The following is a 15,919-nucleotide window of genomic DNA, read 5'->3' as shown; positions in this document are numbered from 1 at the left end:
GCGCAAAGTGAAAACAAAGTTTTCAAGCTTTAGGTTCCGAAGTGAAGCCTGTCTTGTCGAAAGATACACAGAATCTGGGCATGACGAGGCAGGATGGGCTTAAAAAAACGGAAACTTGCTGCTTATTTGCTTTCGGGATATGTCGTAATGCCGAATCCGGCTGCCTGTAGATCGTCCCAGTAGCGAGGGTAAGACTTACTCACCACCTGCGGCTCGTTGATGCGGATGTCAGGGCGCACGAGGCAGGCGGGGGCGAAAGCCATGGCCATGCGGTGGTCTTCGTAGGTGTCGATGGCGGGCTGTGGGTCGGCCGGGCAGCGTTCGCCGTCCCACCACAGGATGCTGTCCTGCTCGGCGTGCACGGTGTACCCCAGCTTCCGCAGCTCGGTGATGAGGGCGCAAATGCGGTCGGTCTCCTTGATTTTGAGGCTCTGCAGGCCGGTGAAGCGGAAGGGGACGCCCATCAGGCAGCAGGTCACCACGAAGGTCTGTGCCAGGTCGGGGATGTCCACCAGGTCCTCGCCCAGACGCCCGGCAGGATGGCCCTCCTTGCGGAGCTTCACTCCCTGTGGAGTGAACTCCGTCTGCACGCCCAGACGGGCAAAGAGCTCGGCACCGCGGCTGTCACCCTGCGGACTGCGGGCATGGAGTCCCAGCAGTTCCACTTCGGGGGTATCGGGCGAAAGGGCCGTCATCTGATACCAGTAGGAGGCCGCGCTCCAGTCGCTCTCCACGCGGAAGGGCGTGTCGCGGTAGCCGCCGGGTTCCACGGCGATGCTGCTTTCCGACGTCCATCCGGCCTGTGCGCCGAAGTCGTGCATCAGTTGCAGCGTCAGGTTGATGTAGGGGCACGAGATGATGTCGCCCGTCAGCTGCAGCTTCAGTCCCGCGGGCAGCACGGCGCCAATCATCAGCAGGGCCGAGATGTATTGCGAACTCACGTTGCCCGCCAGCTCTATTTCGCTACCCGTCAGCCGGGTACCGGTGATACGCAGGGGCGGGAAGCCTTCGTTGCCCGCATACGCGATGTGTGCGCCAAGCGTGCGCAGGGCGTCCACCAGGATGCGGATGGGGCGCTGCTGCATGCGTTCGGTGCCGGTGATGACGTGTGTGCCCGGCGTCACGCAGAGGTAGGCGGTGAGGAAACGCATGGCCGTGCCGGCGGCGTGGATGTCTATCACGTCGGGCATGTGGTCCAGGGCGCGTATCATGACCTGCGTGTCGTCGCAGTCGCTCAGGTTCTCGGGGCGTGTGGCTCCTCCCGACAGGGCGTGGAGGATGAGCGCGCGGTTGCTGATGCTCTTCGAGGCGGGCAGCTGTACGGAGGCGTGCAGCGAGGCGGGGGCGGTGAGTCGGTATTGCATGTTGTGGTTCTTGCTTTGGTTTGACGGATGCAAAAATAAGAAAAGTAGGAAATTGGGGCAAATAAATCGATGGCTATCTGCGTCATCTGCAGTGCCTGTTGTTAACTTCTGAAAATGTTTTCCAAAAAGGGTGATAGGCCTTGGTATGCGGTGGTACAGATTTCCGGAATTCATGGTAACTTTGCACCGCTTTTCTAAGATATAGGTATTATGGCAAAAGAAAATTCCAAGGTATTTCTGTTGATATTGCTGGGCATGCTGACTGCTTTCGGACCGTTTGTCACCGACATGTACCTGCCCAGCCTGCCCTCGATGGGCGGTTATTTCCATACCACTTCTTCGATGGTACAACTGGGACTGACGACCAGTATGATCGGCCTGGCCGTGGGGCAGGTGTTCTTCGGCCCGCTGAGTGACCGCTACGGGCGTCGTCTGCCGTTGCTGGTGGCCATGTGGCTGTTCATCGCTTCTACCCTGCTGTGCCTGTTCTCGCGGAGTATCGAGCAGTTTGTGGCTTTCCGTCTGTTGCAGGGCATTGCGGGTGCGGGCGGCATCGTCATCTCTCGTTCGGTAGCTACGGACAAGTATGCGGGTCGCGAGCTGGCCAAGATGCTGGCAGTCATCGGTGCCATCAACGGAGTGGCGCCCGTAGCAGCTCCCATCGTGGGTGGTCTGCTGACCGACCTGATAGGCTGGCAGGGCATTTTCTGGGTTCTGTTCGGACTGGGCATCCTGCTGCTGGCCGGCTGCCTGCGCTTCCGGGAATCATTGCCCCGCGAACAGCGTTCGGCCGAGCGGTGGGGCGATACGTTCCGCAGTTTCGGCACTGTTCTGCGCGACCGGCGTTACGTGTGCTATGTGCTTCAGATGGCTTTTGCCCAGGGTGTACTGTTTGCAAACATCGCTTCCTCGCCCTTCATCGTGCAGCAGCACTATGGGTTCTCCGCCTTTGCCTTCAGCCTCTGTTTCGGTGTCAATGCGCTGGCCATCGGAGTGGCTGCCGCCTTGTCGGTCAAGTTCCACCGTCCTGAAAGCTGTACGCTGACCGGCTGTTGCGGCATGGCCATCGTGTCGGTGCTTCAGTGCGTGGCGCTCATGTCGGGCTGCAACTTTTGGTTGTACGAGGTCTTGATGTTGCTGCTGCTGTTCAATATGGGCATGACGTTTACTTCGAGTACGGCCCTGGCCATGGAGAGCCAGCGCGAGAACTCCGGTACGGCTTCGGCATTGCTCGGTGCCGTATGTTTTGCGGCGGGCGGCATCGTTTCGCCCCTGGTCGGCATGGGCAACATCCTTTCGTCTACCGGCATCGTCTTCGTGGTCTGCGCCTTCTGTTCGCTGGTGTGTATTCTGGTGGCTTTGGGCCGTCGGCGCACGCGTCTTTACTTTGCGTTCAGCACCTCCCAGAAGCGTTGAGGCAGGTGTATGTTCGCTACCCCGACCGCGTCCTTGAAGAGCGGGGCAATCTCCTCCGGCCTGAATCCGGCAATGCCGCAGCCTATCTCCGTGACGAGGAACGTCAGTTCGGGGTGTTCGCGGGCGAAGCGGATGAAGTCGTCCACATAGGGCTTGATGGCGTCGGGGCCTCCGTGCATGGTCGGGATACCGTAGGTCTGCCCTTGCAGGCCGGCGCCCTGCCCCCACACGGCTCCCCACTTCTTCCAGGCCAGCAGGGCGGCGCCTCCGCCGTGGGCTCCTTCCAGGTTGCTGCCGAAAACGAATATCTCGCCGGGCTTCAGCTCGGTGATGCGGGGGGATGTGATTCTTGTTTCCATCATTTTACTTTATTTTTGGATATGAGGCAAAGATACGGAAACTCGCCCGATTTCGGATGGATTTAGGAAGAATAATGTAAACTATTGGGCTTTCAGGGAGATACGCAGCATTATTCCGCATTTGTAAATGTGTGCTTTGAAGCCGTTTTTTGAATAGTTAAGCGAAAAAATTGCTACCTATCCGTTGCCCATTCCAGTTGTATGGAGTTGTTTGAAAATCCTTTCTGCTCCGACCGTAAAGAACGCAGTTTCATCATTTTGGCTTAGCGAAGGTACTTATTTTTTTTGAGATATGAAAAATATAGGTTCCGGAAGTCAATGGTGATAGCTTTGTCGATGTCTGACGATATTTTACATGCCGATGATTAACTCTGTCTCTGTTAATTTTGCAAACAATGGAACAGATTATGAATCAGACAGATGTAAAGGTTTCGTTCTACCTTAAAAAGAGCGAGGCGGATGCCAGGGGAAACTGTCCCGTGATGGCACGGCTTATTGTCGGCAAGCACTCTGAAACAGCATTCAGTGTCAAGTTTCGTGTGCCACAGTCATTGTGGTCATCCGGACGGGCGTGTGGAAAAAGTGTTGCGGCAAGAGACATAAACAACAGACTGGATGAAATACGTGCTGCCGCGCTCGGCATCTATGCGGAACAATCTGCAATCCGTGAGGATGTAACAGCAGAGGATGTAAAGCATCAACTTTTGGGTATGGCTTCGGAACAGNAAGGACGGGCTGACGGCCGCAGTGAGAATGCCATTACCGTCAACCGGGCTATTGATGATCTGACCAAAGAAATCAAGGAGCATTACAGGCGGATTAAGAACAGTCTGGGATTTATTACGGCAGAGCAGGTAAAGAATGCCGTGATGGGAGTCGGTCAGAAACCGTTAACTCTGCTGGCTCTTTTCAGAGAGCATAACGAGGAGTTTAAGAAACGTATCGGAATAGACCGGATAAAAGAAACTTATGACTCTTACCAGCGTTCATATAAGCATCTTTCGGCTTTCATCGAGGAAAAACGTGGCGTAGAGGATGTTCTTTTACGGAACCTTAACCGTGTTTTTTATGATGACTTTGAACTTTTTCTCAGGACGGACAGGAATTTAAGCCCGAAGAGCGTGCATGAACATCTTTATAGGCTGAAGAAGATGACCATGCGGGCTGTCAGCCAGGGAACAATCCGCCGTGATCCGTATTGTCGCCTTCATCCTGAACTGCCCAAACGGAAAAGTCGTCATCTGAAGCTGGAAGACCTGAAGACACTGCTTACAACACCTGTCGAGAAGCCACAGCTTCAGTTTGTAAGGGATATGTTCATCTTCTCCACTTTTACCGGACTTGCCTATACGGATTTGAAAAAACTGAGGGTAAATGATATTACCCAATCTGAAGACGGTTCATGGTGGATTCATATCCATCGCCAGAAAACAGGAACACTGTCTTCTGTCCGATTGCTGGATATTCCGTTGAAGATAATAGAGAAATATCGGGAACAGAGAAAGGATGACAAGGTCTTCAATCTGTATAGTCGTACGTATTTCATTATGCTCGCCCACCAGTTGGGTGAAGTTTACGGATTTGAACTTACATTTCATAAGGCACGACACAATTTCGGAACCCATATAACCCTTTCATTGGGTGTTCCAATCGAGACAGTCGGCAAAATGATGGGGCACATGCGTATTGAGACCACGCAGCTTTATGCCAAAGTGACTGACAGGAAAGTGGACGAGGACATGAAACGGCTGAAAGCAGCCGGAATGGACCGAACTTTTGGTTTGTACGAAGAAGAGGTTATTGTCAAGAAACGGAGAAGGAAATTCGGATACCAATTGTCCGACAACAAAGAAACGACCTTGTAAAGAGGCCGTTTCTTTTACTTTTGCTTCATACCCATCGCTGTTCTTCCCTGCATCTTTTATATGCGTCGTCAAGAACTTTTTGTATGTCTGACTCTTTGTAAAGGGCTTTTCCCTGTACAAGATAGTAAGGTATCATACCGAGGGTCCGGTATTCCTGCAAGGTACGCCGGCTTACTTTCAACAGTTTTGAAAGTTCCTCGTCCGTGAGGAAATAATCACCGTGGAATGCGGGCCTTGGAGCCGTCCGTATTGCGTCTATCATGCGCTCCATGTTTTCCAGCCCTTTGAAAATAGTATCAATTCTCGGGTCTTTTCTGTTTATAAGATCGTAACTCATGGCTTTCTTTTTTGTGGGTGATAACTTGATTCCAACAGGCTTTGTACATCTTCCGGCTTATAGAAGAACTTGTTCTTGATCCGGGTGAAAGGCAACAGTCCTTTCTCGCGATATACCTGAAGTGTTCTCTTGGATATTCGGAGAATCCCGCATACCTCCTGATTGTCCATCCATTTTTTCAGTGCCGCGTCTTTGGTCTGACTACATATACCGGTGACTTTTTTCTCGATCATGCTGAGACGGACAACCAATTCGTCAAAGGTCTGTTTTTCCATACATATAATTTCCATACCGTCATTTTATTAGGGTTGAAGACCGAGTTCTTTTTTTATTCTCGCCGGCAGCACCTTCCCCTTCCTGTTCAGGAAGTCCTGGACTTCCGAAGCCTTGTAGTAGGTACGCCCGTCAATCATGTAGTATGTGACGAGCTTCTTCTGGCGGTAGCGTGCAAGGGTGCGTTTCGTAACGCCAAGGAGTTCGCACATATCCTGGTTGTCGAGCAGCTTGTCACCCTCAAGGGCGGCCGTCTGCCTGTTCATGCGGTTCAGTCTGTCATCTATCCTGTCAAACCGTTCCATTATCTGGTGGAGCATCATCTGGAATGTCTCCCTGTCTATCTGTATCATAATGAATTCTGTTTTTAGTGTAATAATTCCATTTTTTACACCGTGTTGCGCAACAGGTTTCATTATGATATAGGCCAAAACATGGACCAATGGAGCATATTGCCACATAAAAACATGGCAAGTCGCTGAATAATAGAGAAATAAAAAATCAGCCCCATAAAAACGAGACTGATGGAAGTATTGCAAATGCAAGAGCGTGCAATCTTTTATTGCAATGTTTTGCGATAAGTAAGGCGGCAGATCCCGTTTCTGAATGTTTTTGTCCTGACCAGTTCCCATTTGTCCGTGGAGATATGTTTTGATACGGGAACCGTTTCGGAACTGATTACCGGAAGAAGAAAAATGACCATCTCATCTATCAGGCGGTACAGGGACAGTCCCCGCAGCAGTTCTGCGCCGCTGTCGTCATAGATTTCAGCCAGATATATGTCAGAGGGTGCAGACTGTTCCTTGTCACAGATGAGGTCGACTAGCGGATAGCCCGGATACAACATGCGGGTGGACCGGCCCCGCCAGTAGGGGAAACCGTCATCGCTGTTTTGTATCCATTGCAGCAGGGAATCGTTCCATGCGGGGACGAAACCGTTCAATGTCATTGCTATCAGAACCTGTAACTTTGCCATACCTTGATACTCCAAATGAAAAGCGTGAGGCTCACGCTATTTCGGATGGAGGCTCTGACAAAGCCCAATACAGAAATTTGCATGAGCTCACGCTATTAGGCATAGCATAAGCTGCACGCAAAAGCCTCTGTATTTTTGAATTTGTCAGATTCCCATCCGAGACGTCTTGCGACTTAGTATGTATAATATCCGGCGAGGCTGTCAGCCCTGTCGGTATTTTCTTATGTTCCTGCTGGCAGTATGTATTCCATATTTTGCCAGACTTATGCAAATGTAGGCATTTTATTCCAGACTGGAAAACATCTCCGGTCTATATTGCCTTTATTTGTCGTTCAGTCCGTATTTCTTCATTTTTCTGTACAACGTAGAAGGATCAATGTGCAGCATCTCCGCCGTCCGTTTCCGGTTGCCCGTGCATATTTTCAAGGCCCTGATGATGGACTGTTTTTCCTGTGTCTCATTTTCCGGAAAAAGGAAGATTTTCTCTTTCTCATCCTCGATTCTTATGTTCAAACAAGCCGTTTCGATTATCGGCTGTTTGGACAGCAGGACGGCTCGTTTGATCTTGTTCTGCAATTCCCGTACATTTCCCGGCCAGCCGTATGAGAGCAGCTGTTGCTCTGCCTCACGGCTGAATCCGTCGGTCTGCCGTTTGAGTTCCCTGGAGAACTTTTCCCTGAAATGTTCGGCAAGCGGAAGTATGTCCTCCGGGCATTCATGCAGGGCCGGCAGGACGATTTCAAATTCCCCCAGACGGTGGTAGAGGTCTTCCCGGAAGCGTCTCTCCCTGATGGCCAGCTGAAGGTCCTCGTTGGTTGCCGCCACTATCCTTACGTCGGAGTGTTTCTCCCGGTTGCTGCCTATAGGGATATAGCTGCCTTCCTGCAAGGTACGCAGGAGCATGCTTTGTACCTCCATGGACAATGTTCCTACTTCGTCAAGGAACAGGGTCCCGCCACGGGCCGTTTCAAAGAAGCCTTCACGGTTTGTGTCCGCCCCCGTAAACGTCCCCTTCACATGCCCGAAAAAGAGCGAGGGCGCAAGCTCTTTGGGAATGACCCCGCAGTTTACTGCCAGGAACGGCTTTTCCCTGCGCTCGCTGGAATAATGGATACGTTGCGCTACGGATTCCTTGCCGGCACCGTTCGGACCAAGAATCAGTACGGAAATGTCAAATGGAGCGACCGTACGAGCTAGATTTTCCACTTCTTTCATCTGTCGGCTGTTCCTGGGAAGGATGCCCTTGTCCTTTCCGTATATGACTGAGCGAGGATGCAGGATGTTCTTTATCAGACTTTGCAGTTCATCCATCTGAACAGGCTTGGCCAGATAGTCTTTTGCCCCCATCTTGATGGCACGGACGGCATCCGACACGGAGGCATATCCGGTCATGATGATGAAGGGAACGTCTATCCGTTCTCTCTGCATCCATTCGAGCAGCGATATGCCGTCCCCCTGCGGAAGACGGACATCGGAAAGGACAAGATCGAAAGGCTCCTTTTTCAGAAGCCGCCTTGCACCGGGTTCGTCTATCGTCGTCACTGCTTCATAGCCGGATTTCTCAAACCATTTCTTTTGTTGTCCGGCCAGCAGGATATTGTCTTCAACTATGAGTATTCTGTGTTTCATCCGTATAGTTCTTTAAGTCAAGTTTTCTGATTTCCGAAAGCAGGTTCTTCGCATCGCCTACCAGCCGGTCTATTCTTCCGATGACCGTCTCTGTATATGTACTGATGGTCAGATCATCGGAAGTATCGTCATGTAGGATTCTGCTGTATGTTTCCAGTTCACAGGCCACTCCCAGCTGTTCCCAGGTGGGATACATGCGGTGCAGGGTGTTTTTCATCCGCTCCGTGTCCGTTTTCATGCTTTCAAGGGCTTTTTTCAGTTCCGTCCTGTTGTCGATCGATTCCTCAATGAAAGCATTGAGCATCCATTCCATATCCCCCGTCTCTGCGGCTAAGGCATTGAAATCCGCCTTCTGTTCCTGCCGCTGGCCCGACCTTTCCATTATGGAGGAAAGGAAAGCCTGCAGCTCGTTCATGGAGAACGGTTTCTGTATGCAGCCGGAAAAGCCGGCTTCAGTATAGCGGCTTTCGTCCACGTCGTTGCGGGCAGTCATGGCGGCAACCGGAATGGTGCGTGAATTTCCGATATTGGAATGACGCAGGAGATATAGCAAGTCAAAACCGCTGGTCCCGTGCATCTGGATGTCTGTCAGCAGTAAGTCGTAGGGTTCTTTCCGCAGTTCGCCCACCACGTCCTTCGCCCCGATGCAGGTACGGCATGATACACCGTTGCGCTCCAGCATCTCCATGACGATGCGCAGTTGTATCGGATCGTCGTCCACAAGGATGATACGCTTTGGAAGGCTGAGCCTTTTCACGGTCGGCATGACGTGGTTCTTTACCGGTTCAGTGGAAATGGCGAGGGGGATTTCCGTGTGGAACAGACTGCCTTCCCCGACATGGCTCGATACGGAAATACTGCCGCCGAGCAGGTTCACAAGTCCCTTGGTTATCGGAAGGCCGAGCCCGAAGCCTTCCGGCGAAATGTCTGGCGCCGCCCGTTCAAACGGTCTGAATATGCGTTCTATCGTTTCCTTGTCCATGCCGATGCCCGAGTCCTCCACCTCCATGGTCATTACCACGTCCTTGTGGCTTACCCGGAAACAGACTGTTCCGTTGCGGGTGAACTTGATAGCGTTAGTCAGCAGGTTGTCCGCCACCTGACGGATACGGTCCGCATCTCCGTATACCACTATGTCGGTGCCTTCTGCTTCCGTTTTGAAGACCAGCCCCTTGTCATTGGCCGCACAGGTGTATTCCTCGTTAATGTCGTCGACGAAGGCTTTCAGGTTGAAAGGTATCCTGTTCAGTGATTCCTTCGCTTCGTCCAGTCTGGAGAGGTCAAGCAGGCTGTTGGCAAGCCTTGTGATATGGCGTGAGGACTTGATGATGTTGTCAAGGTAAGTGTTGCGGCGTTTTTTTTCCCTGGTGTCAATGGCCAGTTCCGCACTGCCGCAGATGGCGTTCAATGGTCCCCTTATGTCATGGGAAAGCGTTACGATGATACGCTTTCTCATTTCGGACAGTTCCCGGTTCTGTTTGAGCGTATCCACCAGTCTGCTGCGGTCATGTTCCTTGCGCCGTATGTCCCTCTGTATGACAAGATGGGATATGATCAGCAGGACAATGGCAACGATGATGGTGGCCGCAAACAGCTTGAATGAAAGTGCCTTTGCCTCCGCAATCCTTGTTTCCCGGTTTTGGAAAGCGGCCTGGACCTGTTCGTCAAGGGCGGTGATGAAGGAGTTCAGTCTTTTGTTCAGTTTCAGGTTTTGCAAACGCAGGCTGTCAATATAGAGTCCGATATGTCTGTCATGCTCTTCCTGCATGGTTATCAACTGGCGGTTGAGCTGCCGCAGTTCTGTCGTGGAAGCCGGCACCTGTACGGTTTCCTTCTTGCCAAAGAAACCTGCTATGCCGTTTTTCCGGCGGGTGACCGTGCGTGTACGGGTACTCTTGTCGATGACCTCGGGGAGATGGTTGTAGAGCAGGCTGTCTGATGTCCTCTGCTCCTGAAAAACCGTTGTAAGATGATACAGGCGGCTTTCCTTCTCTTCCAACAGTCGTCGCAATGTGTCTATCTGTTCGTGGCTTACCAGATCCAGGCCGTTGTCTTTCATCCGTTCCAGCAGGCTGTCTATGTGCAGGCGCCTGTTCTGGTATGCTGAGAAGTCCTCGCTGTCCCATCCGATGGCGGATTCCCCCAGCAATGCGATTCCGACAATGTGGCGGCGTATGGCGTTGACTTCATTCCGGATCTCACGTATTTCTGCGGTTCCGTTTGCTATGTCATGCATTTTTTTGCGCTCATGAAGCAGTATGGCAATCATGCTTCCGATGACTGCCAGCAATATCAGATAACCAGCTATGATTTTTGTCTGCAATGAAATTCCACTTAGCTTCCTCATACGCCTTATGATAAAAAAATCCCGGAAGGTTGTGGGGCGCAGTCTTCCGGGACGTGAGTAATTTGGATGTCACCCCGATGCGCTATCCAGTCGTACACAGAATGCACTCCGGCCTTTTATAACCTTGGCGGGCGACGGTTTGCCCGCATGATTTTCCCTTCTGCCGGCAGCTGTCGGCAGAAAATTCTCTGGTTCGGGTATCCAATATCTTGTCCATATTCTTTTTTTTACAGTCAGTCCATATTTCTGTTTCTCCGTATTTTCCGATGCAGGAAAAAATAAGGCCCCCCTGTTATAGTCCCGTGTGGAAATGTGGATGGCCCTGTTTTCGTTTGCCTGAATTATGGAAGTTCCGGCAAGACAATACGTTGTCCTATTGTATAATATTCCAAAATACAAATATATACATTTGTTCCTAACTGCAATGAAGTTAATATATGTTTGTCTTGATTTCAAACAAGTTTTAACATGTTATAGGTCATAAAGCCGCGTTCAGACAGGTATTGGATTCATTTTCAAGGTAGAAAGGTTCAGGTACAGCCCGTAATGCTCGATCATGCCGTTGCGGAACATTTTCCACAGGATGTTGCAGCCGAGCTGTGCCAATGTGGAGTTGATGAACAGGTCCTGCTTTTCCAGAGCCTCTGCCAGTGAGCAGCTCGGTCCCGAGTCTTTCTCCTTTACTTTCGCGTATTTCACGTAGCGGGTAATCACTTTCAGTGACTCCACCGTTTCGTACAGCTTGGATTCCGGCTGCCTGATTTTTTTCGGTACGGTTCCGAGGACGACCTGTCCCGTGTCCTGTGTATTCCCAAAGTCCATCCAGTACAGGGGCGTCTCGTGGCTTCTGTATTCCGATACCGGCACGGCTTTCAGTATGTTCCACAGGTCGATACGTGACTTTATGTTGTCCGTGCAGGTGATCGTTATGTTGGCCAGATTATCCCGTCTAGCGTCCTTCAGGGCTGCCGGATAGATGTCCGGTACCGCCTTCCAGTCGTTGCCGAAGAAGTTGTTCATGCGTGTGACAAGACACTGTGCCTTGTTCAGGCCGATGTCCGAGGGGCTGAAGAGCTGTCGCCCGATGTTGGCCTCCGTCACGATGTCGGAATCATACACGGTTATAAACAGCCCGGGGTGTCCGAGTCCCCTCAGTGCCGTGTCAAGTCTGGCCAGGCAGGTAAGTACCTGCGAGCCTGTTCCTCCCGCTCCGATAAGGTTTACCGTTACCGGATGCTGCGGGTTTATGAGATAGTTGTCGATGTAATGTACTCTTTTCATTTCAGTATGTCTTTAAGTTTCATGTTGTTCAGTTGCTTCAGTTCGTCGAGGTTGAAGTCCCTGTCCCGTGCCGCCTTTGTCACCAGCACGAGGTTTGACCTTGTCGGGTTCCCGTTCCCTCCCAGGTGGGTGAATTCCGTAAGCCAGAATTTCCTTTCCCAGTACTGCAGCAACTTCTCATAGGTCAGGTCCTTCGGCAGCTCTATCCTGGCGTTTCCCAGACATACGCTGGAACCTGTCACGTTGAAGAAGGGCGCGGCGTACAGCACGGTATCCGGTCCGGGAACATTTTCCTTGTAGGCATAGATTCTCATTCCGTGTTCTCCGGCCTCATAGATCACTCCCGGCAGGTAATATTCCGCGTTTTCTATTTTGAGCGCGGGGCTGAAGAACATCATCCTCTTGTGCGGAGGGTTGTACCACACGTATCTCTCGCTGCCCTTGCGCGGGTCGCAATACAACAGGTTGTCGGGTATCTTTCCATATGGAGTGGTGCTGTGTCTTTCCGAATATCCCTTCACGAGCGTGTTCATGAATTCCAGGGTTACCGGTCTTCCTTCCGTCATGTTTCCCCGGTCGTCAATTTCACGGATTTCAAGGAAAAAGTTCCTGTCATTCTCCGAGGCATAGGCAATCAGTGCCGCCCTGGGGTTGAGCGGCGTCTTGATTTTTCTGGTCAGTTCGTTGCTGTCTATCATATGCTTTCAGATTGGTTTATACTGTGATGTTGATGAATTTTTCCGCCCATTTGAAGAAACGTTCCGGATAGTCGTCCATGCGGAACAGTTCCTCCGTTTCCGGAGACAGGTCACAGGTAGTGACCGGAATGATGTCGTATGTCTCCAGGCTGTAGGAGTTGTAATAGTCGGTGAGATATTCCGTTATCATGTCGGTGCAGTTATAGATGACCCGGATCTGCTTGCTGAGATACATGGGCAAAAAGTCCGGTTCTTCCTCGTAGAAGGGATCGTAGCCGTATTCCATGATGCCGTGTTCAGGTGTAAGGAACTCCAGCCCCTCCTTCATGACAGAGAGCAGTGACTGTTCGTACCCGTCCTTCGGCTTATATCGGTCGATTGCCTTCGGCAGATTCTTGTAATAGGATTTGCGTTCCACCCGGCGTAACAGGGCATGTATCCTGCCTTCCTCATAGGAGTGCAGGAGCCGCCGCCTCTTTTTCCGGTCAGATGCCGTTTCACCCGAATCATCCTCAGACATCAGTGTCAGGGCATAGTCCATGTCATCCTCGTCCAGTATGGTGTTTATCCCGTTCGCCTGCATCAGGTTGTGGATGAAGGTGACGGATATGCGTCTCAGTTCCGGTCCGAGCCTTTCCATGAACTTCGTCGGGAAGTAATACAACGTGAGTTCTCCCCATTCATGACATTTCCAGAGACGGAACAGGAGTCTTTCTTCGTCCTGCTCAATGTTGACATTCATGTCATTGCCTACAAGGTTACACATCTCTTCGTGCAGTCTGGCAATGCTTTCGCCGGGCGTTCGTCCCGGTGTATGTACCGCCTCCTTCTTCATGAGGAGTGCATATCTGAAAAAGGAATCACGCAGGTACTCATAGTTTTCCTGCGTGATAAGATTGTGCGGCTTCCCGTCAGTACCGTCCGTGAACAGTTCCGATGGGGATATCGGCAAGAACGTAGCGTTCAGAAAAGAATTACGGCACCGCTGGGTGCCGCAATCCGTTTCTTTCTTTCCGTGCCGTAATGCACCTTCCTTTCTGTTTCCGCAATGATAAGTCTCGCGAGCTGTTCCGCCTGATATCCGTCCAATGGTACACATGATTTCTTCTTTTTTCTGTTGTCCTTTGCCATATCCTTTATCCTTTTGTTCCGATAGTAGTCTTGAACTCATATTCTGTCATGTCCTCCCTGATGACCGGTCCGTGAACGGTAGCCGTCGTCAGTTCCGGGTACATGTTCGAATAGTAGCTCATGACCATGTCCGGCGAGATGTTCGGATCCGGGTCCTGAAGGGTTATATACTCCGTTCCTTTCTTGAATTTGAATGAGCGTGTCATTCCTTTGATTTCGAGTGCCATGTCTTAAACTGTCTGATAAGGTGAATACTTGGGTTCCAGCATGGACTGCGGGAAATCGATGTATTCCTCGTAGTCCTTCTCACTGTATGCGGGGTGTTCCTGATCGGAGAGGTACGGTTGCTGTTCGTCCTCCTGCATGAACCGTTCTTCCTGCCAGTCCTGAATTTCAGGCTGCGGCGGATATTGAGGTTGGGAAGACTGCTGTCCTCCTGTCCGCTGGACATATTGCGCGTGCGGCTGTATCTGCGGTCTTGCCTGCGGCTGTTGTTGCGACGGCCATATTCCTGGCTGTTGCGGATGCTGCGTGTATGCCTGTTGTGGTCTCTGCGGTGCGGGCTGAGCCTGTCCCGGCATCGGTTGTGACGGTCTCCGCGTGTATGTCTGCTGCGGTGCCGGCTGTTGCGGACGTTGCGGTTGCGGATTTCTCTGTTCCGTTGCCTGTGTGTATGCCGGCTGTTGCTGCTGTACAGAAGGTTCCGGCTGTGCTTCCTGTTCCATCAGGTCGAAGAGGCTTCCCCGGTTCATTTCCGTGTCGGCCGCCTTTATCTTCTCCTCGATTTCCTTCAGCTGGGCGGCATTCGCGTGTGCTTTCGCCTGTGTAAACACGCTGACGGCTTCCCGGTGGTTTCTGGCGGCAGTCAGTTCTTCCGCCTTCTTCATCAGTTTCTCGTACTTTTCCCGTTTCTCGCGCTCCTCCTTCGTTTCCTTGGATTTGGCATCCTTGGCGGCCTTGCTGCTTGCGGCGGCTTTGTCCGCCTGTGCCTCGAACTGTGCCATATTGGAGATCAGCCCGCACGTTTTCTGTATAGGTCTTGTGACTGCCTGCAGGAATCCAGTGTCAAGTTCCTGCGGTGTGCCCGTGACAGTCAGCGGCACGATGTGGTTCTGGGCCTCGTCCTTGAGTCCGTTCGATTTGGGCAATGTGGAAACGGTCAGTTGTCCGTTTGTCTTGCGGATGACGATCGTGAGGTCCACGCTTTCCGTCATCATCTGGTGGATTGCTGTAAAAAACATAATTGAAAAAAATTAAATGATTAGACGATGTGTTTCAATATTCGCTGAAGAATTCTGCAAGCAGCCTCTCCCTGTCCGGATGTCTGCATATTTCCAGGATGGGGTTCAGCAGCTTTGAGATGTGAACGGGACCTGTGGTTCCTCTCGGCGGCAGTTTGATTGCCGGTTGCGGGACGTGTACTTTCGGTCTTCTTGTCACGGGCATCCCTATCGGGGCAGGTGACTGTCTGGTGATGATTGCTTGTTGCATACTCTTTAATTTTTAAATGTGAATATTCGGGCTTTGGCAGCCCGTTGAACTACAAGGGCCCAACGGCAGACGCTTCCGGAAAGGCAGGGTTTTCGGGAAAAATACCGGAGCGCAGCGAGGATGATTTTTTCCGAAACCGCTTGCGGCCTGACCTTGCCGTCCGACAAGAAGCGTTTGCCAACTTTGCCCTGTAGTTCTCGGTTTGCCAATGTCTGTGTTTTTAGTCCTTTCNGCCTTCGGCAGATTCTTGTAATAGGATTTGCGTTCCACCCGGCGTAACAGGGCATGTATCCTGCCTTCCTCATAGGAGTGCAGGAGCCGCCGCCTCTTTTTCCGGTCAGATGCCGTTTCACCCGAATCATCCTCAGACATCAGTGTCAGGGCATAGTCCATGTCANGAAGACCAGAAAACTCAGTATGCACAGAATGATGGCCAGTGCCACGAGAAAACAGGCTATACGGTAGAGGAACCTGAAGAGTCCCCTGAAACAGATGATGGCCACGGCGGTCCATACAGGCGATATACCGTGGGAATAGAGCCAGCTGAATATGATGGCTGCTGTTACGGCCAGCGCGAGTGTCCTTGCCCATCTGCTGTCCGCTATCTTTCTGATACGTTCTTTTGTTTTCATAATCTTCATGTGTTTGGCGGGAATGCCATTCCCGGTTTCAGGGGCTTTCTTGCAGTCCGCCTCCACAGGCAAGGTTTTCGGGAAAAATACCGGAGCCTCGGGCGAGGATGATTTTTCCCA

Annotated in this window: 17 protein-coding genes; 2 read left to right on the top strand and 15 right to left on the bottom strand. The window is 51.6% G+C overall.

What is annotated here, in order from left to right; genetic code table 11:
• Positions 1 to 122 precede the first annotated feature (122 nt).
• Positions 123 to 1,364 (bottom strand): 3-phosphoshikimate 1-carboxyvinyltransferase, encoded by a 1,242-nt coding sequence (locus BQ7483_RS04090; protein WP_072544880.1) that lies wholly within the window; start codon positions 1,362 to 1,364, stop codon positions 123 to 125.
• A gap of 210 nt (positions 1,365 to 1,574) precedes the next feature.
• Between BQ7483_RS04090 and BQ7483_RS04085 the strand changes: the two genes are divergently transcribed.
• Entirely contained in the window at positions 1,575 to 2,780 is a 1,206-nt protein-coding gene (locus tag BQ7483_RS04085) for a multidrug effflux MFS transporter (protein WP_072544879.1), read from the top strand.
• Here the strand turns inward: BQ7483_RS04085 and BQ7483_RS04080 are convergent.
• Positions 2,747 to 3,139, bottom strand: a complete 393-nt coding sequence (locus tag BQ7483_RS04080) for an A1S_2505 family phage non-structural protein (RefSeq protein WP_072545008.1) — start codon at positions 3,137 to 3,139, stop codon at positions 2,747 to 2,749. The two genes, BQ7483_RS04085 and BQ7483_RS04080, sit on opposite strands and share 34 nt — an antisense overlap.
• Before the next feature lie 395 nt (positions 3,140 to 3,534).
• Here BQ7483_RS04080 and BQ7483_RS04075 point away from each other — a divergent pair, with 395 nt between their 5' ends.
• Positions 3,535 to 5,004, top strand: coding sequence for a site-specific integrase (locus tag BQ7483_RS04075; RefSeq protein WP_139247523.1), 1,470 nt, complete (start codon positions 3,535 to 3,537; stop codon positions 5,002 to 5,004).
• 25 nt (positions 5,005 to 5,029) lie between these two features.
• Here BQ7483_RS04075 and BQ7483_RS04070 read toward each other — a convergent pair whose 3' ends face one another.
• The 13 genes from BQ7483_RS04070 to BQ7483_RS17965 form a co-directional block, all read right to left on the bottom strand.
• Positions 5,030 to 5,341, bottom strand: coding sequence for a helix-turn-helix domain-containing protein (locus tag BQ7483_RS04070; protein ID WP_055301262.1), 312 nt, complete (start codon positions 5,339 to 5,341; stop codon positions 5,030 to 5,032).
• A complete protein-coding gene (locus tag BQ7483_RS04065) occupies positions 5,338 to 5,631 on the bottom strand; it encodes a helix-turn-helix domain-containing protein (RefSeq protein ID WP_055301264.1) in 294 nt (97 codons plus the stop codon). The genes BQ7483_RS04070 and BQ7483_RS04065 overlap by 4 nt, the downstream gene beginning before the upstream one ends.
• A gap of 12 nt (positions 5,632 to 5,643) precedes the next feature.
• Complete coding sequence (locus tag BQ7483_RS04060) at positions 5,644 to 5,967, bottom strand: helix-turn-helix domain-containing protein (protein WP_032944609.1); 324 nt, start codon at positions 5,965 to 5,967, stop codon at positions 5,644 to 5,646.
• A gap of 206 nt (positions 5,968 to 6,173) precedes the next feature.
• On the bottom strand, positions 6,174 to 6,590 hold the full coding sequence (locus BQ7483_RS04055; RefSeq protein ID WP_072545004.1) for a dihydrofolate reductase family protein: 417 nt from the start codon (positions 6,588 to 6,590) through the stop codon (positions 6,174 to 6,176).
• 321 nt (positions 6,591 to 6,911) lie between these two features.
• Positions 6,912 to 8,219: a sigma-54-dependent transcriptional regulator gene (locus BQ7483_RS04050; protein WP_032944527.1), complete on the bottom strand. Its 1,308-nt coding sequence runs from the start codon at positions 8,217 to 8,219 to the stop codon at positions 6,912 to 6,914.
• Positions 8,194 to 10,566, bottom strand: coding sequence for an ATP-binding response regulator (locus BQ7483_RS04045; protein WP_072544878.1), 2,373 nt, complete (start codon positions 10,564 to 10,566; stop codon positions 8,194 to 8,196). Before BQ7483_RS04045 ends, BQ7483_RS04050 begins: the two co-directional genes overlap by 26 nt.
• 492 nt (positions 10,567 to 11,058) lie before the next feature.
• Complete coding sequence (locus BQ7483_RS04040) at positions 11,059 to 11,847, bottom strand: PRTRC system ThiF family protein (RefSeq protein ID WP_057281983.1); 789 nt, start codon at positions 11,845 to 11,847, stop codon at positions 11,059 to 11,061.
• Positions 11,844 to 12,545 (bottom strand): prokaryotic E2 ligase family D protein, encoded by a 702-nt coding sequence (locus BQ7483_RS04035; protein WP_072544877.1) that lies wholly within the window; start codon positions 12,543 to 12,545, stop codon positions 11,844 to 11,846. The genes BQ7483_RS04040 and BQ7483_RS04035 overlap by 4 nt, the downstream gene beginning before the upstream one ends.
• Positions 12,546 to 12,561: 16 nt before the next feature.
• Complete coding sequence (locus BQ7483_RS04030) at positions 12,562 to 13,644, bottom strand: hypothetical protein (RefSeq protein WP_072544876.1); 1,083 nt, start codon at positions 13,642 to 13,644, stop codon at positions 12,562 to 12,564.
• A 37-nt stretch (positions 13,645 to 13,681) separates the two neighbouring features.
• Complete coding sequence (locus BQ7483_RS04025) at positions 13,682 to 13,903, bottom strand: PRTRC system protein C (protein WP_055300447.1); 222 nt, start codon at positions 13,901 to 13,903, stop codon at positions 13,682 to 13,684.
• Between the two features lie 3 nt (positions 13,904 to 13,906).
• A complete protein-coding gene (locus BQ7483_RS04020; RefSeq protein WP_072544398.1) occupies positions 13,907 to 14,917 on the bottom strand; it encodes a PRTRC system protein E in 1,011 nt (336 codons plus the stop codon).
• Positions 14,918 to 14,951: 34 nt separating this feature from the next.
• Positions 14,952 to 15,167, bottom strand: a complete 216-nt coding sequence (locus BQ7483_RS04015) for a hypothetical protein (protein ID WP_072544875.1) — start codon at positions 15,165 to 15,167, stop codon at positions 14,952 to 14,954.
• A 377-nt stretch (positions 15,168 to 15,544) separates the two neighbouring features.
• Entirely contained in the window at positions 15,545 to 15,799 is a 255-nt protein-coding gene (locus BQ7483_RS17965; RefSeq protein ID WP_072545002.1) for a hypothetical protein, read from the bottom strand.
• Positions 15,800 to 15,919: the final 120 nt, after the last annotated feature.

Origin of the sequence: Mediterranea massiliensis (assembly GCF_900128475.1) — a bacterium.
In the GTDB taxonomy this organism is placed as follows: Bacteria; Bacteroidota; Bacteroidia; order Bacteroidales; family Bacteroidaceae; genus Bacteroides; species Bacteroides massiliensis_E.
This window is presented reverse-complemented; position numbering and strand designations above follow the sequence as displayed.